Raw genomic sequence first — 18690 nt, forward strand, 5'->3', positions numbered from 1 at the left:
TGTTTCCGTAACCGTAAAGCAAAGCTATAGTTGCCAGATCAATGATCATGGATAGCCAATATGTCTGAGAAACCCTGGGGTGGCCGCTTTGAGTCCCCTACCAATGAATTTGTAGAAGCATTTAATGCATCGATCGATGTCGATGCGCGCATGTATGCTGAGGATATCAACGGCTCGAAAGCACATGCTAAAATGCTGACGGCTCAGGGAATCCTGTCTCAGGAAGATTGCAACGCGATTATGCGTGGCCTGGATGAAATCCTCGGTGAGATCGAAAGTGGAGAGTTCGAATTCACTATCGCACTCGAAGATGTGCATATGAATATTGAAGCACGCCTGACAGAAAAGATTGGCGATGCCGGCAAACGCCTGCACACAGCACGCTCCCGCAACGACCAGGTGGCCACTGACACGCGTCTCTATCTGCGTCACCGCAGCAGCCGCATAATCGGCCACCTGCGCCACCTGCAGCGGGTACTGGTCGAACTGGCTGAAACACATGCCGACACTATCATGCCCGGCTTTACGCACCTGCAGACAGCGCAACCCGTCACCTTCGGCCACCATCTGCTCGCTTATGTCGAGATGTTCAACCGCGATATCGGCCGATTTAAAGATGCAGCCGATCGCATGAACCAGTGCCCGCTCGGCTCGGCTGCGCTTGCCGGAACAACCTTTCCGATTGATCGTCATATGACCGCCGCCACACTCGGCTTTGACGCACCAACCGCCAATTCGCTCGATGCAGTCTCCGATCGCGATTTTATCATGGAGCTACTGGCGGCCGCCTCGATTACCGCAGTTCACCTCTCCCGTTTTTCTGAGGAACTTATCCTCTGGATGAGCGCCCAGTTCCGTTTTGTCGACCTGCCCGATGCCTTTTGCACAGGCTCATCAATCATGCCTCAGAAGAAAAACCCGGACATGCCGGAATTGGTGCGCGGTAAAACCGGCCGTATTATCGGTGGTCTGGTCGCTATTCTGACAACGGTCAAAAGCCTGCCGCTGGCCTATAACAAGGATATGCAAGAGGACAAAACGGCTATTTTCGATGCCTTCGACAACCTCGAAGGAAGCCTGCGAGTGTTTGGTGACATGCTCCCCGGCATGAAAGTGAACAAATCGGTGATGCATGAAGCTGCCGCTTCCGGTTTTGCCACGGCAACCGACCTCGCCGATGCGCTGGTTCGAGCCGGCGTACCATTCCGCAACGCACATGAAATAGTCGGCAAGTCCGTCGCCCACTGTATCAAAGAGGGTATTGAACTGCATGAGATGGATGCCGCCACCTGTGTTAACATTGACGAGCGCCTGAGCGTCGATATGGTGCGCACGCTTTCTGTAGAGAATTGTGTGGCTGCGCGCGATCATATCGGCGGCACCGCACCGAATCAGGTGCGTCTTCAGGTTGCCGCCTGGAAAGAGGAGCTGAAAAGCTGATGAATACTAAATCCATGTTCCGCACTATGGCCCTGCTTATTCTAGCAACGCTGCTTGTGACCGGTTGTGGCCGCAAGGAGGCGCCCCAGATAGCAGCGGATCCGTCAAGCAAGCCGCAACTGCTGAACCTTCAATATCAGGTCGTCGGTAACATCCTTGAGATGACCTACACCCTGCAGGGAAGCCCTGATGGTGTCGGCATCCAGATCGACCGCACCGAGATCGATCCCTACTGCCAGTGCCCAGGCTTATGGCAGCGCTATCTGGAAGATACTCCTAATGCCAGACAGGTAGGCAGCGAAGGAAAGAAGCTGGTAAACCTGAAGGTGATGGGCAAAGAGTTCCTGTTCCGAGTCCGCGCGGTTGACGTGCATGGCAACATTGGCCCATGGAGCAAGATGATTCGAGCCACCGGCACCGATCTATCCAACCAATAATGCAAAACAAATCCCATCAGGTTCGCATTGCGCAGCTGGGCGCCTATCCGTTTGAGCGCCTGAAAGCGCTGTTTGACGGCCATACGCCTAATCCCGAGCTGGAGCCCATCGACGCCGGTGCGGGAGAGCCGCGCCTGCCACTCCCCTCCTTTGTCGCCGACACGCTGAATGCGAATCTCACCGGCTTCTCAAAATACCCGTCCACGGTCGGCAGTATCGAGTTGCGAACCGCTATCGCCGCCTGGCTGAAGCAACGCTATGGTCTGGAAAGCATTGATCCTGCCACACAGGTGTTGACAGCAAATGGTACGCGCGAGTCGCTCTTCGCCATCGCGCATGCACTGGTAAACCCGGATGCTCCGGATGACAGGCGCCCATACGTGCTGATGCCCAATCCGATGTACCAGATATATCTTGGTGCAGCGATTACGGCGGGTGCTGAACCATGGTTTCTCTCCTGCTCTGAGGCAACAGGGTTTGCTCCTGATCTTGCTGCAGTGCCCGAACATGTGTGGACCGATACCGCACTGGTCTATGTCTGCTCCCCGTCCAACCCGACCGGCTGGATAGCTGACGAGGACTATTTCCGTAAACTGCTTGAACTGGCTGACCGTTTTGATTTCGCGATTGTTTCCGATGAATGCTATTCCGAGATCTACTGGCAGCAGCGGCCTGCAGGCCTGCTTGAGGTCGCCGAAAACCTTGGCAGAACCGACTTCTCACGCTGTCTGGTGATGAATTCGCTCTCCAAGCGCTCGGCTCTGCCCGGCATGCGTTCGGGGCTGATAGCCGGCGATGCCAAACTGATCAGGCAATTCACCAAACTGCGCAGCTATACCGGGCCTGCCACACCACTGCCATTACAGCATGTTGCCGCGGCTGCATGGTCGGATGAATTACATGTCGAACAGCATCTTGATGTCTATCGGGCGAGCCTGAAAGCATTCTTTGATGTCTACGGTGGTGAAATACCTTCCGGTTCATTCTTTGTCTGGCTTCCTGTTGCCGATGACGAAGCATTTGCATTAGCCGCCTACACCCAGCAGTCAGTAACGGTTCTTCCCGGAACCTATCTGGGAGCAGCAGATCAGAATGGCATTAACCCTGGAACAGGTTATATCCGGGCTGCGCTTGTTGATGGTCCGGAAAGCGCGGCCGAACTTGCCCGCCGCTTAAAAGCGGTAGTTATCTAAAGGTACCATATCCATGCAGATACCTAATCATGTAGAAACCAGACTTCGCGAACTTGCAGAACATGGTAAGACACTGAATTGCTATATTTACGATACCGGCGAGATGCGGAAGAAAATCGCGCACCTGGCCCGGATCATGCCTGCCGGCGTTGAGGTTTTTTATGCAATGAAGGCCAACCCGCATGGGGCCTTTCTTGCTGCAGCGCTTGAAGCGGGAGCAAAGGGTATTGAGATTGCCAGCCTGGGTGAGGCCGAGAAGGCAGTTGCAGCAGGATTTGATGCCTCAAGCCTGATCTATACAGGCCCGGGAAAGTCGGCTGAAGAGCTCACATGGGCAGTGGAGCATTGCATCCGCACCGTTCATATCGAATCGCTGACCGAAGCGCACCGCCTGAATGCCATTGCAGAGAAGGCGGGAAAAAAACAGGACATTCTGCTGCGCATCAATGCTGATTTCGACATTCACGAAGCACAGACAACCTTCTCGGGCGGCTCGAAAAAGTTTGGTGTTGATGAGGAGAAGCTTGCAGACGTACTGCCACAGATCCTTGCGCTCGACGCCCTCAACTTCCGTGGTCTGCATGTCTATGCTGCTTCCGGTGTACTGAATGTTGCTGACCTGCTGAAGAACTGTGAACTGGTATTCGGCATGGCCCGCCATATCGAAGCCACTTTTCCCGGGGCTCTGTGCGACACCATTGACTTCGGTGGCGGCTTCGGTGTTGATTACCTTGAATCCGGCCATGATTTCGACCCTCAAGCCTATGCCGATGGCCTGAAGAGTCTGATCGACCAATACGGCTATCAGGAGCGCACCTTCTTTCTGGAGCTCGGTCGTTATCTTGCTGCCGATTCCGGCTGGTTCTGTACCGAGATTCTCGACATCAAGGATTCGCGCGGCAAAAAGCAGGTGATCTGTGCCGGCGGCATCAACCACTTCCGGCGCCCGGCAGCTCTGGCCATTAACCACCCGCTGGCCATCGTTCACCTCGAAAGAGCTCGACTTTTCGATGGACAGGAATCGATCCGAAATGAATCGGTCTATTTTGGCGGCCCTCTCTGCACTGGCGCTGACAAACTGGCCAACAATATTCACGTCGAAGCGGCAGATATCGGCGATATTGCCGTATTCGGGCTGGCCGGCGCTTATGGCCTGACCATGTCGAATATGGAGTTCCTCAGCCACGAGCGGCCGGAAGAGATCGTTTTAGGCTGAACTTCCGCTTACCGAGGCTGGATTGCAGCTGGTGAAACGATATACTCGATTCTCATCAAATTTATATGTTTAATAACAGGAGTTGTCCGTGAACCATTTACAAAAAGTCATTGAAGGCGCTTGGGATACCAGAACCGAATGGGATATGCGCTCGGCCTCATGTGAAGTCCGCGAGGCCGTTGAGCACTCCATTCAACTGCTGGATGATGGCGGTGTCCGCGTTGCGGAAAAAGATGCAGAGGGCAACTGGGTCACGCAGGAGTGGCTGAAGAAAGCGGTACTGCTCTACTTCAAGATGCACGATAATGCGGTGATCAGCGGTGGTGGCACCAACTACTACGACAAGGTCCCTCAGAAGTTCGCCAACTGGGGTGAAGATATGTTCCGCAAGGGCGGCATGCGTGTCGTACCGCCCGCCACAGTGCGCAAAGGTGCCTATATCGCTCCTAAAACCGTTCTGATGCCGTCCTATGTGAATATCGGCGCCTATGTTGATGAAGGCACCATGGTAGACACCTGGGCTACCGTCGGCTCATGTGCCCAGATCGGTAAAAATGTACATCTCTCTGGCGGTGTCGGTATCGGCGGCGTGCTTGAGCCACTTCAGGCCACACCCACCATCATTGAAGACAATTGCTTTATCGGCGCCCGTTCAGAAGTTGTTGAAGGCTGCATTGTTCGTGAGGGCTCCGTTCTCTCGATGGGCGTATACATCGGCAAGTCCACCCGCATTTATGATCGAGAAACCGGAGAGACCTATTACGGCGAAGTTCCACCCTATTCGGTTGTGGTATCCGGCTCCATGCCGGGCAAATCCGGCGGTCCTAGCCTCTACTGTGCAGTGATCGTGAAAAAGGTGGACGAGCAGACACGTTCGAAAACAGGAATTACGGAACTGCTTCGCGACTGACTAGATTGCTGCTGCAGTTATATAGGAGTTGGCCATGCCATTGAGCAAGCTGGAAGTAAGTATCGAGATCAACCGGCCAGTCACCGATGTTATCGCCTTTGTCGATAACTGCAGGAATGATCCGATGTGGCAGACATCAGTACTGCAGTCGGAAAAGCTGAGTGATGGCACGCCTGCAATCGGCACAGTCTATCGCGTCAAGGAGAAGTTTCTCGGCCGTGTTATTGAACAGGATTGGGAAGTTACCGACCGCAATACGGATGGCAGCTTCTGGTCGGCGAAAACCATGACGGGGCCATTCCCTATGGAAACCTCTATGCAGTTCTCTGCAAATGGTCCCTCTACACGGGTACACCGGACACTGAGCATTGATGTGGGCAGGTTCTTCAAGGTGGCCTCCCCTGTGGTAGCTCATATCGCCAAACGGGAGCTGGAGATGGATTTCGCCAATCTCAAGGAGCTCCTTGAGTCAGAAGTCTAGTTGCAGGCTTAACAGAAACATCAAAGGCCCCTCAATGGGGCCTTTTTGTTATGGAACTACTCGCCGATATCCTCATTCCAGAGTTCCGGGTTATGCCGGATAAAACTCTCCATCAACTGCCTGCACACCGGATCATCGACCACCTGTATATCCACGCCACGTGAGCGGAGGTACGCCTCGGGCCCTTTGAACGTACGGTTCTCGCCAACCACAACCTTGCCAATCCCATAGAGCAGCACAGCGCCGCTGCACATATCACAGGGAGAGAGGGTTGAATAAAGGATTGCCCTTCGATAATCGGCGGCTTTAATGCGCCCTGCATGCTCGAGGCAGTCCATCTCAGCGTGCAACACCGGGCTGCCACTCTGAACCCGACGGTTATGGCCACGACCAACGACATGACCATCAATCACAAGGACAGAACCGATGGGAATCCCGCCCTCGCTTAACCCTATCTTTGCCTCTTCGATTGCAGCCGCTAAAAATTCATCCATGGCACTTCTCCTCTCCACTCTCTGGATTCGAAATCATCGAGGGAACCTGAATCACCGTCTCCATCTCGCGAAATTCGAGCGGGTAGAGCCCTCGTGAACATGGGCCGGAAAGGCACTCACCACTTAGCGGATCAAAATGGGCAAAATGGACATGGCAGAGCAGTTGCCCCCCATCATCCGAAAAGAAGCGGCCGGGCTCCCAGTCCAGCGGAGCCCCGGCGTGCGGACAGTGATTTCTCCATGCCCGGTATTGTCCTTGAAAACAGATCAGGAACCCCTGCTCGCTGATATCGACATCACTGCCGTCGGAAAGATGAATTGTTGCCTTAAGATCAAAGCAGACGGCCTCACCCTCTGCCGGTTTGTTCACAAACTGCCAATCTTGCTGTTTACTCAAACCCGACTCCGGTCACCCAACAGCACATCTTCGAACCACTTAACAGATGGGCAAAAAAATAGGCGGCCACCCGTCGGTGACCGCCAACACCTCCAAGTGAGGTGTTATCTTCTTTCACTACTATTTTAGACCCGAAAGTGCGATTGGTCAAAGTCAGAAGTGTCAGCCTTCCAGCGCTCTCTGGTAAGCCTCACTGGCGTGCTGGAAGTCCCCTGCGCCGGCATACCAGTTGCCAAGGCTCTGCCAGGCATCAGCGCTGTTTGTCCTCTCGGCAAGCGCCTGCATCTGTTCAAATGCCAGCCCCGCCAGCTTGGCTGCATGCGCCAGTTCCGCCTTCAGCCAGCGTTCGGCATCATTGAGCTCGCTCTCCTTTCTCTCATCAAGTTTACGGTATGCACGCAACGGGTCAGCGCGCTGGGTATCAAGCAGGGCCGAAGCAATATCGAGTGAGTCATGTTTCTCCAGATGTGATAACCAGAGCCGGACAGCCGTCGGTGTTTCTCCTGAGACAATCAAACCAAGTCCATACGCAAGCAGCACATCATGATTGTGGGGCAGCAACCGGTATGCCTTCCTCAGGTGAGCCATAGCATGCCCAGTATCGCTTTCGGAAAGCCGGATATATGCGTTGGCGAGACGGGGTTTCACTGAGTGCGCTGACCGGTGTCCCTGCTTCCACTCCTCCTCAAGCAGTGCCACCAACCCCTTCCAGTCGCCCTCCTCTTCGGCGGTGTCCGCTTTACGGCTGATGGCAAGCGGCGCCCCCGGATGCAGGTGCAGCCATGTATCGATATGCGCCTTGCGTGTCGTAAGATCAGGTTTCGGGTGGGCTGAAGGATCGGTGGCAATGCGGGCGGCCAGCACCGTAACCAGCGGATCTTCATGGTCACTTAACACCTTCTGATCCTTGGGAGGAACACTGAGAACCTGCAGCATCTCCATCACCCAGTCAGGCAATACTCCTTTGGCACGCTTCAGGGCTTTGGTGCCGAAGTCGCCGCGATTATCAAGCCATTGGGCCAGGCCTTCACGCAGCTTCTTCTCCCTGCGTTTACGGCTTCCCATGCGGGCCGAGCGCCAAACTGTGCCCGGGCCTGAAAAGATCGCCTGCAACAGTGAACGCAACAACCAGAGCAGTAGCAGCAGCACAAACAGCGCAATTAGGAATGAACCCTGACGGGTTTCGAATATCCAGCCGAAAGCCTCCAGTCGCAGGTGCTGATCGGCAATGTCGGGGAATGCAATCAAGGCCGTAGCTGTAGCCAGTGCAATGACAAGCAGGAAAACAAGTCGCATCAGAACGCTCCCTGGGCGCTTTGTGCCCACTGCCGGGCAGCATCACGCAATGTATTCATATCTTCCTGAATCGCCGTGAAGTTCTCCGGAAGGCCGAGATCGATCGCGGATTCGGCGGTTTCCGGATGCATGGCCTTGGCCTGCAACAACAGCTCGGCATGCAGACTCTGCCATTCACCGTCAGCCGGCCACTGCTCCAGCGTCAACGAGCGGGAAACATGCTGCAGTCGGTCACGCAGCGAACCTAGGCGCCGGGACTCCACAGTCGGTGCCTGCCGAAGATGAAACTGCCCCACAATCCATGCAAGCCATGGATGTTCGGGCTTCGGCATGACATCCTGATGCGTCGGAGTTTCCAGGGCATCTATCCACTTAAGCAGGGCTGCCTGCCATGCGTTCAACTTCTGAACATTGGCCCGTGCCAGCGTGTGCATCTCTTCCGCCCTGCTACGTTCAGCACTGCTAAGTCCCGGCAGCAGCGAAATCTCTTCCCACGCCAACTGTATCTGCGGTGCCCTGCTGGCCGGATCGGTGATCCAGCGCAATCGAACCTGCAGATTCATACGCTGCTGCTCACGCAAACCACGCTGCAGTGACTTTTGTGACGCTTCCATGTTCTGGAGCTCGGCACGCAACTGCTCGATGGTGGAGAGCAGCGCTTCAGCCTCACGAGATGCAGCAACAGTGCTGCTCACATCAGGAACGACCGGCTCTGGCTCTGGCGCAACAGGCCGGGAAACCGGTTCCGGCTTGATCTCGGCGACCTCTGGCTCTGCGGGCATCCCCTCGGTTTCTGTTGCCTGCTGAGATTCGAGGCTGGCCTTGATCGAGTCGATCATCGGCATCAGCTGCCCGTTGGCAGCAAGCCCGCCAGCAATAATGACAATGACCAGCAGCAGAAAACCAAACACCCTGGAGAGCGTGCTTGCTGGCTTGCTGTTCTCCTCTAAGGGGTGGACTGCGGAGGCAGAACTCGCCTTGTCGACTTCATCCTTTTTCTCATCCCTGTTGTCAGACATACGCTTAATCCCCGTTATCCCTTATCTTCCTGCAACCAGCGCGCCACGTCCAGAGCATGATAGGATAGAATCAGGTCAGCACCTGCACGTTTAAAGCTTAGCATCGTCTCCAGCACTACGCGCTTCTCATCGATCCACCCTTTTTCGGCGGCAGCTTTTACCATCGCGTACTCACCGGATACGTTATAAACCGCCATCGGCAAATTGGTCGCATCTTTGACCTCTCGGATAATATCCATGTAGGCAAGCGCCGGTTTGACCATCAACATATCGGCGCCCTCTTCGACATCAAGCCACGCCTCTTTCAGCGCCTCGCGTCGATTTGCCGGATCCATCTGATAGCTGGCCCGGTCTCCGAAGCTCGGAGTGGAGTCTGCGGCATCCCGGAATGGGCCGAAATAACCGGAGGCATATTTCACGGCATAGGAGATGATCGGGATGTTTTTGAATCCGGCTTCATCAAGAGCACCACGAATTGCGGCAATCATGCCATCCATCATGCCCGAGGGGGCGACGATATCGACTCCCGCCCTGGCATAAGAGATAGCCTCTTTCTGCAGGTTAGCCAGCGTCTCGTCGTTATCGACATCCTCGCCGTGCAGCACACCGCAGTGGCCATGGTCGGTATATTCACAGAAGCAGGTATCGGCAATCACACAGGTATCGGGACTGGCCGCTTTGGCTGCCCGGATTGCCTGCTGCACAATACCCTGATCATCCCAGCCGCCGGAACCAACCGCATCCTTTTCGGCAGGAATTCCGAACAGGATAATGCCCGGAATGCCCAGTTCCGAGACCTGCCGGGTCACCTCGCCAACCATGGAGAGCGGAATACGGGATACGCCCGGCATACTTGCCACCTCAAGCGGCGCATCAATTGTCTCATCGACAAAAACCGGATAGATAAAATCGGATGCGGATAGTGTCGTCTCTCGCACCATCTTACGGATCGTAGCGGTTCTGCGCAGGCGCCGCGGACGGACAATCAGGTCGGGCAGTGACATATATAAACTCCTCTTTCAGGAAGGATTGGCATCGAAATAGTCGGCCAATGCATCAAGCATGGCCTCAAAACTAGCGGTTTTTGCCACAACCTGCACGTGAAGGCCGGAGCGCTCCGCCTCATCGGCCATCGCAGGACTAATTACTGCCACAACGGGGGCATTCGCCACTCGCCCGGAGCCGATGCGCTGCAGGTAGTGGCGGGCAGTTTTCGCACTTCCTAACAGCACCGCATCAATCTCCCCTGCGGCAATCATGCTGACAATTTCCACAGCGCTCCCTTGGGGGCAAATCGTCCTGTAGGCCTTCACCGTATCAACCTCGACCCCCTGCTTCCTCAGGTTGGCGGCCAAAACATCGCTACCCTCTTCCGCCCGATAGAAAAGCAGGCGCTCCGGCATGCCGTGCACTGCATAGGCTTCAATAAGCCCATGCTGGGAAGCTGTGTTCGGAATGATCTGCACATTGATAGCGAGGGCCCTGAGTGTTTCTGCAGTGCTATCACCGACAGCTGCAATGCGTTTACCTGCAAGAAGGAGTGCCGGATCACGATTTCTATCATGGCAGAAACGTTGCAGGGCCAGCACGCCGTTGCTGCTGGTAAATAGCACATCGCTGCACTTCTCAAGCAGCGGCAGGGCCTGGTCGATCTCATGCGGCAGCGGCTCAAGCGCCAGACACGGGAAATGAATGGGAACGGCTCCCCGATCACGCAGCATCCGGTCAACCTCGGTGAGCTGGTGTTCTGCACGCGTCAACAGGATGCGCTTACCAGTTAGCGGAGAAAGTTTCATGGCTCTAATCATGCAATAAGATTGATGTCACCGCCATCCTGAAGCAGTGCTGCCAAGGCTTGCTTCAAGGTAATTTGATTCAAAATGCTTGCCAAGATTCCAGTATCGTGATGAAATAATTATAGGAAGCCGGATGCAATAGACATTGCACCCATGGATGGGTTCTGAAATTCACCTATTTTCACTATTAAGTGATCAGGAACGTCAGTTCCGGCAATAGAATATACAACCCGGAAACCCGGGATTGTAAGAGGAAGAAGATGGCAACAAAAAAAGCAAAAGAACAGGCAAGAAAAGTTCTCAAAGATATTTTCGGTTACGATGAGTTCCGCCCCATGCAGGAGGATATCATCTGTAACCTTCTGGATGGCAAGGATGCATTTGTCCTGATGCCGACTGGTGGCGGCAAATCGATCTGCTACCAGATTCCGGCCATAATGCGCCCGGGAACCGGCATAGTAGTATCACCGCTAATCTCTCTGATGAAGGATCAGGTGGATGCACTTACAGCCTGCGGCGTGAAGGCGGCTTACTACAACTCATCTCTGAAGGCAGCTGATGCCAAAGATGTACTGGAGCGTTTTGAGTCAGGCAACCTGGATCTGATCTATGTGGCCCCTGAGCGCCTGCTCTCGAAAAGTTTTCTGCAGAAGATTGAAAAGGTGGATATTGCCATGTTCGCCGTCGATGAGGCCCACTGCGTGTCCCAGTGGGGTCATGACTTCCGTCCGGAATATGTGCGCCTGGGAGAGTTGCGTGAACTCTTCCCCGATGTGCCGATGCTGGCCCTGACCGCCACGGCTGATGAACATACACGTGAAGATATCAGCGAGCGCCTGAAGCTGGAAAAGGCAAAGCGCTTCGTCGCCAGCTTCGACCGCCCGAATATCCGCTACCTGGTCGCCGAAAAGCGGCAGCCCCTGACCCAGATTCTGCAGTTTCTGGAGGGGTGGCCCAATGCATCAGGCGTCATCTACTGCCTGTCACGCAAACGGGTGGAGGATCTGGCTGTAAACCTGCAGCGTCACGGTATCAGTGCCGCCGCCTACCATGCCGGCATTCCGGGCCGCTCGCGCGAAAAGGTGCAGGATGATTTTCTGCGTGACCGCATCAAGGTTATCGTAGCAACCATCGCATTCGGCATGGGCGTGGATAAACCCAATGTCCGTTTTGTGATTCATCATGATCTTCCCAAGAGCATCGAATCCTACTATCAGGAAACCGGGCGAGCCGGGCGTGATGGCCTGGAGTCGGAGGCGTTGATGCTCTACGGCTCCGGCGATGTGAATCTGGTTCGCCGCCTGATTGAGAATGTCGAGAATATCGACCAGCGCCGTGTTGAGGTGCACAAGCTCAACAGTATGGTCGCATTCTCCGAGGCACTCACCTGCCGCCGCCGTGTCCTGCTCGGTTACTTCGGGGAAGCACTCGATGAGCCCTGCGGCAACTGCGATATCTGCCTTGATCCTCCGGCTACGTACGATGCCACAGAGTTTGCCCAGGCTGCCCTGCAGTGTGTGCGCGAAGTCAAGGGGCACTACGGCATGGGTTATATTGTCGATGTTCTGCGCGGCTCAACCAATGCCCGTATTCGGGAAAACAAGCATGATAAACTCAAGAGCCATGGTGCTGGCGCCGACCTTAATGCCGACGAGTGGACCTCCATTCTTCGCCAGCTTGTTCATCACGGTTACTTTATTCAGGACGTCTCCAAACGTGCAGCCATGCTGGCCACCAAAAAGGCTGAACATATCGGAATTGGTGACCCGATTATTCTCGCCAAGTACCAGCCCGGCATCAAACGCCAGTTCAAGCGCCTTGGTACGCCGCGTGATGAGCCACTGTTCAAGAAGCTGGTGAAGCTCAGGGAGAGCATTGCCGAAAAAGAGGATCTGCCGCCACACGTGGTGTTCAGTGATGTTACCCTGACCGAACTCTCGCAGCGCAAACCGACCAGTGATGATGCCATGCGTACCATCAGTGGTGTTGGCCAGCACAAGCTAGAAGCATACGGCAAAGCCTTCATTGAACTGATTAAGGAGCATGCTGAAAAATCAAGCGACCAGACCGAGAGCAGCGGAGGCAAGGAGATTCCCAAGCTGATTGCCAAGGGACCCGGCCTGAATGAGACCCAGAGCTATACCCTGTCTCTCCACCGCAAGGGGATGACGATCGACGAGATCGCCGCCCAGCAGGGGGTAAGTCTTGAGACCGTACTCAAGCACTATGTCGCGATCATTCGTGCCGGCCAGTATATCGATGTGCCCGCCTTTATCGGCAAAACATTCGATACAATCATGGCTGAACTGGATGATGCCGACCCCTATGCATCATTGAGCGAAATCAAGCGTGATCTCTCCGTTGATCTCGACAACGATGAGTTCCGGTTGGTCCTGGCATGGCGTGAAGCGATCGGCGTAGCCTGATCCTGCACCCCAGATGCGGGGAGCAATCAGGAGATAACAAAAAGCCCGGGAGATCCCGGGCTTTTTTTATCACTTATGAATCAGAGTATCTCCAGCACAGACTCAGGCGGCCTGCCGATGGCGGCCCTGTCACCGTTAACCACGATCGGGCGCTCAATCACCTTCGGATACTTCACCATCAATGCAATCGCATCGCTGCGGTTTAGATCCGCTGCCTTGAAATGCTCCTTATATTCGGCCTCTGTCTTGCGCATCAGTCCGGCAGGCTCCATACCGAGCATATTCAGGATACGGTCCAGTTCGGCCTCGGTCGGAGGCGTATTGAGATATTCGATTATCTCCGGCTCAACCCCCCTCTCCCGGATCAGGGCAAGGGTCTGCCGAGATTTGCTGCAACGCGGATTGTGGTAAACCTTCACACTCATAGTTCTCTCCTTACATCATCTGCAAAGCTGCGTATTTCAGCATCAACCGCTTGATTCCGGCGCGCCTGAACTGAACCGTCACGCGTGTTGCATCGCCGCTTCCCTCAAGCGACAGGATAACACCATCACCAAAACTCGGGTGTGTCACGCTACTGCCGATCGTGATTCCGCCGGAGGCTGAATCAGTCGCCGTCGATGGTGCAGCCACGCCCTCCTGAGAAAGAGTGTCGGGGGAAAGGCTTTTGATAAAACGGCTGGGCAGCGGATAGTGCGACTCTCCGAACAGGCGTCGAAGGCGCGCAGAGCTCAGCAGCAGGTGCCTGCGGGCACGGGTGATACCGACATAAAGAAGCCGGCGCTCTTCGCTTATGCCACTCTCACCCTCATCGAGCGACCGCTGATGGGGCAGCTGCCCCTCCTCGACACCGGGCAGCACCACACAGTCGAACTCCAGTCCTTTGGCACGGTGCAGGCTCATCATCGATACCGCTTCAGGTTCATCATCCTCGCCCTGTTGCATCTCCTCGCTGCTCTGCAGCAGTGCCGCCCGATCCATGAACTCCACGGGCGTCAGGCCTTCGGAGATCGACATCTCGATATACTCCTGCAGGGTTCTGATATTCTCCAGGCGCGATGCCGATTCAATCTCTCCCAGCGCCTCAATGCTTTTCAGATACCCGCTCTCATCCAGCAACATCATCAGACCACGATCGGGCAACTGATCAAGACTCCCCTGCAGGCTCTGCATCACTGCGGCTATCGGCACCATCTTCTTGGCCGCCCCCTCCGCACCTGCCGAGGCAATAAGCTGCAACCAATCGCCGGCCCGCATGCCCGATGCGGCCAGCTGTGCCATCAACTGCTCCTGCCCCTTGGCGCCAAGTCCACGCTTCGGACGATTGCAGATACGCAGCAGCTGCAATGCATCCCCGCAACCGTTGAGCAGCGACCAGTAGGCCAGGGCATCCTTGATCTCCATGCGCTCAAAGAATCCGACACCGCCGATCATGCGGTAGGGAACCTGTGATTCGCGCAACACCTGCTCCAGCACCAGCGACTGGCGATTGGAACGGAACAGAATCGCCATCTCGCTCCATGGATAGCCGCCCTCCCGCCAGCGCGTTAACTGTGCGGCAATACGGCGCGCCTCGTCGTAATCATCGTTGCAGACGATCCAGCGCGGTGTTTCACCGCGCTCTCGCGTCGCCTTCAGCACCTTCTCATGACGATCGGCATTTTCACGAATCACAGCATTGGCCAGCTCAAGAATGGCTTCGCTGGAACGGTAATTCTTCTCAAGGCGGTGAATTTCCGAACCGTGCCAGTGGCGTTCGAAATCGAGAATGTGTGATACATCCGCGCCGCGCCAGCCATAGATACTCTGGTCGTCATCGCCCACTACGGTGAGGTTGCGATGACTGCTGCAGAGCTGCATCAGCCACTCATGCTGGATCGGATTGGTATCCTGATACTCGTCGACCAGCACAAAATCGAAGCGGCACCTGAGCGCTTCGGCAATGTCTGGAAAGTCGCGCATCAGCAGCACAACATTGAGAATCAGGTCGGAGAAATCCATGCGCTCGTGCTGTTTCAGATGCGCCTGATACTCCCCGTACAGTTCGCGCATATCGATGCCGTTCCAGCCATTTTCAGGTGCCTGGGCGGGTGTCAGGCCCGCATGCTTGCAGTGCTCAATCCAGCCAAGCAGATAGTTCGGATGCAATCGATCAGTTGCAATATTACGGGCTTTCAAAAGCCGCTTGATCAGTGCCTTCTGGTCATCGGCATCGATAACCTGGAATGAACGCGGAAAACCCAGCGCATCGGCATAGCGGCGCAGGAATCTGAGCGAGAGGGCATGAAAGGTTCCCGACACGACACCGCCGCCGTCATCTCCGATCAGCATGGATAGACGCGATTTGAGCTCCGCAGCCGCCTTGTTGGTGAACGTCACGGCAAGAATCCTGTGCGGCGCAATGCCACGGCTGGCAATCAGGTGCCCGATGCGATGCACGATGGTGCGGGTCTTGCCGGAGCCAGCCCCTGCCAGAATCAGCTGCGGTCCATCACCCGCCTCCACCGCCTGCTGCTGTGCTGTATTGAGTTCACTCACGATCACCCTCGCCATGTTTGACAATCAGCTTGTGGTAGGTGGAAAAGATCGCATTCCTCGAAAGGATACCCAGCACTTTGCGCGGATTATCATCAGCGACAACCGGCATCTGCTCAAACTCCTCGCGATCAAGGATATGCACAGCATCAAGCAGGCTGCCCGATTCGGAAATCGTTAGTACATTGCGATTGGCCACCTCGCTGGCAACCACCACCTGATCCAGCGCAGGATCGATCAGCCACTGCTGCAGATCGCTGAAGGTAACGATACCGATCATGTCGCCCTCGTCATCCACCACCTGAACACACCCCTTGCCGGAGCCGGTATAGACCTGCTTGAGCTCCTCAAGCTTGGCATATTCGGAAACACGCGGAATTGCGCGCCATGGAATCTGGGTAACCGGCACCGATCGCATCCATGACTGCTCCCGACCCCAGTGTGTTTCGATGCCGCGCTCCTCCAGTGCCTCGGTAAAAACCGATGCACGGCCGAAGGAGCGGGTCACCATGGTGGCAACACTGCAGGCGATCATCAGAGGCAGCATAATATGGTAGTCGGCAGTCATTTCGAAAACGATCAGCATTACCGTCAACGGTGCCTGCAGGGCGGCTGCAGTCAGGGCGCCGCATGCCACCAGCGCATAGGCTCCGTAGCTCTCCGAATAGGATGGTGAAAGGCTGTGGGCGATATCGCCGAAGAGGGCACCAACCGTGGCCCCCAGAAACAGCGCCGGGCCGAACAGCCCCCCCGGAAAACCGCCGGCTGAACTCAGTACTACGGCCACCATCTTGCCGATCAGGACAATTGCCAGAAACAGGGTGAGTGGCAGCGCAACGCCAAGCAACTCGGGATGGATACGCTCCAGCATCATATCTTCCACAAAGCCGTAACCGATCGACATCACCTGCGGAATGGCCAACCCTATCAGGCCGATGCTAAAACCAACCGCAGCAGGCCTTAGCCGGCGGTTCGGCACAACTCTGGCCAACCAGGCGCGGGTTGGTGCCATCGACTTGATAAAACCGCTTGCCACTATGCCGCAAAGTACCCCCATGATCATATAGGCAGGAATCTCCCATACACTGATCAGATGATACTCCGGCACGGTAAAGGCCGGGAAATTGCCCACCTCGGAGCGGGCGATCGCCGTAGCCAGAACCGATGCGATAACGATCGGGCTGAATGTGGCGATGGCATAGTCAGCGAGAATCACCTCAAGAGCGAACAGAACACCGGCAATCGGCGTGTTGAATGAGGCCGCAATGGCTGCCGCCACACCGCAGCCGATCAGGATACGCAACTGCTGTTCGGAGAGCCCCGCGCGCTGACCGATTTCGGAGGAGATCAGAGCACCCAGCGCTACCGTCGGCCCCTCTCGGCCGAGACTTGCGCCGCTGCCGATAGCAATGGCTGAACCGAAGGTTTCGGTGGCCATCTGGTGGCGGTGTACGCGCGCCTTATGCTCCACCATGTCGGCCAGCACTCCCGATACGCCGCGCAGTTCGCCGCCCGGCAGATAACGCACGGTAATCCAGCCTACCAGCAGGCCGCCAACGGTCGGGGCAACCAGATAGATATACCACGGGAGCGAGTGCGCCGCCTCTGTCCAGGTGCGCTCGCCCGTCCAGAACAGGCTGACCCACTCAATGGCAAAGCGGAGTAGCAGCGAGGCGTAACCGGAAACAACACCCACCACCACAGCCAGCAGGACAAGGAAAAGCGTCTCCTTTTCACGCAGCAGGCCGCGTGCCAGGAAGTCCCTGATATCCAATTTATCCTTCAAAGCCATGCGTTTCCATTACCTTTGCCGTCTGATTGCCCCAACAGTAACAGAAACAGCAGCCCGCCCGATAGCATGCGTTTATCCGCGGGAGAGTTGAACCGCCATGCTGCTCAGCGACTCATAGATCGGATAGATGAGCATCGAGCCAAGCGAAATATCAATCAGCGGTGTGGCGACCAGTAGCGCCAGAACAATCCATGGCAGCGACTCCCCTTTTGGCAACCCGCGCAGCCAGGGGAGTTTTTCCGCCAGCTCCCCCATCAATAGTAGCGGCAGCGGCAACAGATGCAGTACAACCATACAGAGATTGAAAAACATCAACACCTTCGCCCACCAGTGGTGCAGCGGTGGAAGACCTGTTGGGGGCTGATGTGAAAGACTCCATGTGTAAAGGATAAAACCGACCAAACAGAGCGCACCATGCGCAAGCAGGCGGACGACTGCAGGCCTTATCCCCTTCGCCAGCGGCCGGGGAAGCGCAACGATAACACCGCGATGCAGGAAGATAGCTACCAGCAGTGGAATCCAGCTGCCTTTCCAGGAGATGGCGAAGAATGGATGGGGTGACTTGATGCCGGAGAGCCTCGCCTCGGCCAGGACAACCATCGTCAGGGAAACAAGCAGCGGAAGAGTGTAGAGAATGAGCTGGCGAACTACGATATTGAACCACTCATCCATACCTGGCTCCACTCAACCGGCACACTGCTGGGATTGTTTCATCTGCGCTCATGGACTTGAAATGTGGCCGAGCCGGCACGGATGCGCAAGCAGCAGGCCGATACAGTTCCGGCGGTGATTTTATTTTCTCCTGCGATAGGCTTCGCACATGGACGCCTACCTTCATTCACTTATCGCTTATGCCATTGCTGCAAATCTCGTTGCCCTGCCGCTTATTCTTATTGGCAGAAAGTTCGACCTCCGGTGCCATCCGATCGAGTATCTCGCCCTCTACTTCAACTGGGCCGTATTCGTGCTGCTGGTCGGCTCCGTATTCGATGACCTGAACCATGCCATGCTGGAGCTTGAGGTGAGTGATGCCGAGCTTAATACCGTGTTCGGCGTGGCCGGCTTCTTTGCCGGACTTTCACTGCTTCCTAAAATCTTTTTTGCCAAGAAAAAGGCCAACACCATCCTTATCACCTCTCTGACAGCGATCTTCATCTCTGTGATCTACGCCAAATTTGCCGTGCTGGCATTCCTGTTTACGGTTGAGGGTGTTTAAGGCCGCACCTTTTCACGGCCAACCCTGGCCTGAACGGCGGCG

Annotated in this window: 18 protein-coding genes; 8 read left to right on the forward strand and 10 right to left on the reverse strand. The window is 55.6% G+C overall.

Annotated elements, in window-relative coordinates; translation table 11 throughout:
• Positions 1-60 precede the first annotated feature (60 nt).
• The 6 genes from argH to Ga0123462_RS09985 all read left to right on the forward strand — a co-directional run bounded on the left by argH (position 61) and on the right by Ga0123462_RS09985 (position 5677).
• Entirely contained in the window at positions 61-1440 is a 1380-nt protein-coding gene (gene argH / locus Ga0123462_RS09960) for an argininosuccinate lyase (protein WP_100266155.1), read from the forward strand.
• Complete coding sequence (locus tag Ga0123462_RS09965) at positions 1440-1877, forward strand: hypothetical protein (protein ID WP_100266156.1); 438 nt, start codon at positions 1440-1442, stop codon at positions 1875-1877. Before argH ends, Ga0123462_RS09965 begins: the two co-directional genes overlap by 1 nt.
• Positions 1877-3070 (forward strand): aminotransferase class I/II-fold pyridoxal phosphate-dependent enzyme, encoded by a 1194-nt coding sequence (locus Ga0123462_RS09970; protein ID WP_100266157.1) that lies wholly within the window; start codon positions 1877-1879, stop codon positions 3068-3070. Before Ga0123462_RS09965 ends, Ga0123462_RS09970 begins: the two co-directional genes overlap by 1 nt.
• A 13-nt stretch (positions 3071-3083) precedes the next feature.
• Positions 3084-4286 (forward strand): alanine racemase, encoded by a 1203-nt coding sequence (locus tag Ga0123462_RS09975; protein ID WP_100266158.1) that lies wholly within the window; start codon positions 3084-3086, stop codon positions 4284-4286.
• Between the two features lie 88 nt (positions 4287-4374).
• Positions 4375-5196 carry a 2,3,4,5-tetrahydropyridine-2,6-dicarboxylate N-succinyltransferase gene (dapD, locus tag Ga0123462_RS09980; protein ID WP_100266159.1) on the forward strand — a complete coding sequence of 274 codons (822 nt, stop codon included), beginning with the start codon at positions 4375-4377 and terminating at the stop codon, positions 5194-5196.
• 34 nt (positions 5197-5230) lie between these two features.
• A complete protein-coding gene (locus Ga0123462_RS09985) occupies positions 5231-5677 on the forward strand; it encodes an SRPBCC family protein (RefSeq protein WP_100266160.1) in 447 nt (148 codons plus the stop codon).
• A gap of 56 nt (positions 5678-5733) precedes the next feature.
• Here the strand turns inward: Ga0123462_RS09985 and Ga0123462_RS09990 are convergent, their stop codons facing one another.
• The 6 genes from Ga0123462_RS09990 to Ga0123462_RS10015 all read right to left on the reverse strand — a co-directional run bounded on the left by Ga0123462_RS09990 (position 5734) and on the right by Ga0123462_RS10015 (position 10691).
• On the reverse strand, positions 5734-6171 hold the full coding sequence (locus tag Ga0123462_RS09990) for a nucleoside deaminase (RefSeq protein ID WP_100266161.1): 438 nt from the start codon (positions 6169-6171) through the stop codon (positions 5734-5736).
• Entirely contained in the window at positions 6164-6568 is a 405-nt protein-coding gene (locus tag Ga0123462_RS09995; RefSeq protein WP_100266162.1) for a Rieske (2Fe-2S) protein, read from the reverse strand. The genes Ga0123462_RS09990 and Ga0123462_RS09995 overlap by 8 nt, the downstream gene beginning before the upstream one ends.
• Positions 6569-6730: 162 nt before the next feature.
• On the reverse strand, positions 6731-7864 hold the full coding sequence (locus Ga0123462_RS10000; RefSeq protein ID WP_100266163.1) for a heme biosynthesis protein HemY: 1134 nt from the start codon (positions 7862-7864) through the stop codon (positions 6731-6733).
• Positions 7864-8883, reverse strand: a complete 1020-nt coding sequence (locus Ga0123462_RS10005; RefSeq protein WP_100266164.1) for a hypothetical protein — start codon at positions 8881-8883, stop codon at positions 7864-7866. Before Ga0123462_RS10005 ends, Ga0123462_RS10000 begins: the two co-directional genes overlap by 1 nt.
• Positions 8884-8897: 14 nt before the next feature.
• The gene (gene hemB, locus Ga0123462_RS10010; RefSeq protein ID WP_100266165.1) at positions 8898-9887 is read right to left on the reverse strand and encodes a porphobilinogen synthase; all 990 of its coding nucleotides are present in this window, start codon (positions 9885-9887) and stop codon (positions 8898-8900) included.
• Between the two features lie 15 nt (positions 9888-9902).
• Positions 9903-10691: a uroporphyrinogen-III synthase gene (locus Ga0123462_RS10015; protein ID WP_232726443.1), complete on the reverse strand. Its 789-nt coding sequence runs from the start codon at positions 10689-10691 to the stop codon at positions 9903-9905.
• Positions 10692-10939: 248 nt separating this feature from the next.
• Between Ga0123462_RS10015 and recQ the strand changes: the two genes are divergently transcribed.
• Positions 10940-13105 (forward strand): DNA helicase RecQ, encoded by a 2166-nt coding sequence (gene recQ, locus Ga0123462_RS10020; protein ID WP_100266166.1) that lies wholly within the window; start codon positions 10940-10942, stop codon positions 13103-13105.
• An 80-nt stretch (positions 13106-13185) separates the two neighbouring features.
• On the opposite strand, the gene arsC is transcribed toward recQ, so the two are convergent.
• The 4 genes from arsC to Ga0123462_RS10040 all read right to left on the reverse strand — a co-directional run bounded on the left by arsC (position 13186) and on the right by Ga0123462_RS10040 (position 18104).
• Positions 13186-13530, reverse strand: a complete 345-nt coding sequence (arsC, locus tag Ga0123462_RS10025; protein WP_100266167.1) for an arsenate reductase (glutaredoxin) — start codon at positions 13528-13530, stop codon at positions 13186-13188.
• Between the two features lie 10 nt (positions 13531-13540).
• Positions 13541-15643, reverse strand: a complete 2103-nt coding sequence (locus Ga0123462_RS10030) for an ATP-dependent helicase (RefSeq protein WP_100266589.1) — start codon at positions 15641-15643, stop codon at positions 13541-13543.
• Positions 15636-17432, reverse strand: a complete 1797-nt coding sequence (locus tag Ga0123462_RS10035; RefSeq protein ID WP_100266168.1) for a chloride channel protein — start codon at positions 17430-17432, stop codon at positions 15636-15638. The genes Ga0123462_RS10030 and Ga0123462_RS10035 overlap by 8 nt, the downstream gene beginning before the upstream one ends.
• Positions 17433-17504: 72 nt before the next feature.
• Positions 17505-18104: a hypothetical protein gene (locus Ga0123462_RS10040; RefSeq protein ID WP_100266169.1), complete on the reverse strand. Its 600-nt coding sequence runs from the start codon at positions 18102-18104 to the stop codon at positions 17505-17507.
• A gap of 148 nt (positions 18105-18252) precedes the next feature.
• On the opposite strand from Ga0123462_RS10040, the gene Ga0123462_RS10045 reads away from it, so the two are divergent.
• Positions 18253-18648: a hypothetical protein gene (locus Ga0123462_RS10045; protein WP_100266170.1), complete on the forward strand. Its 396-nt coding sequence runs from the start codon at positions 18253-18255 to the stop codon at positions 18646-18648.
• Positions 18649-18690: the final 42 nt, after the last annotated feature.

This window comes from Mariprofundus ferrinatatus, from assembly GCF_002795825.1.
Classification (GTDB): Bacteria; Pseudomonadota; Zetaproteobacteria; order Mariprofundales; family Mariprofundaceae; genus Mariprofundus; species Mariprofundus ferrinatatus.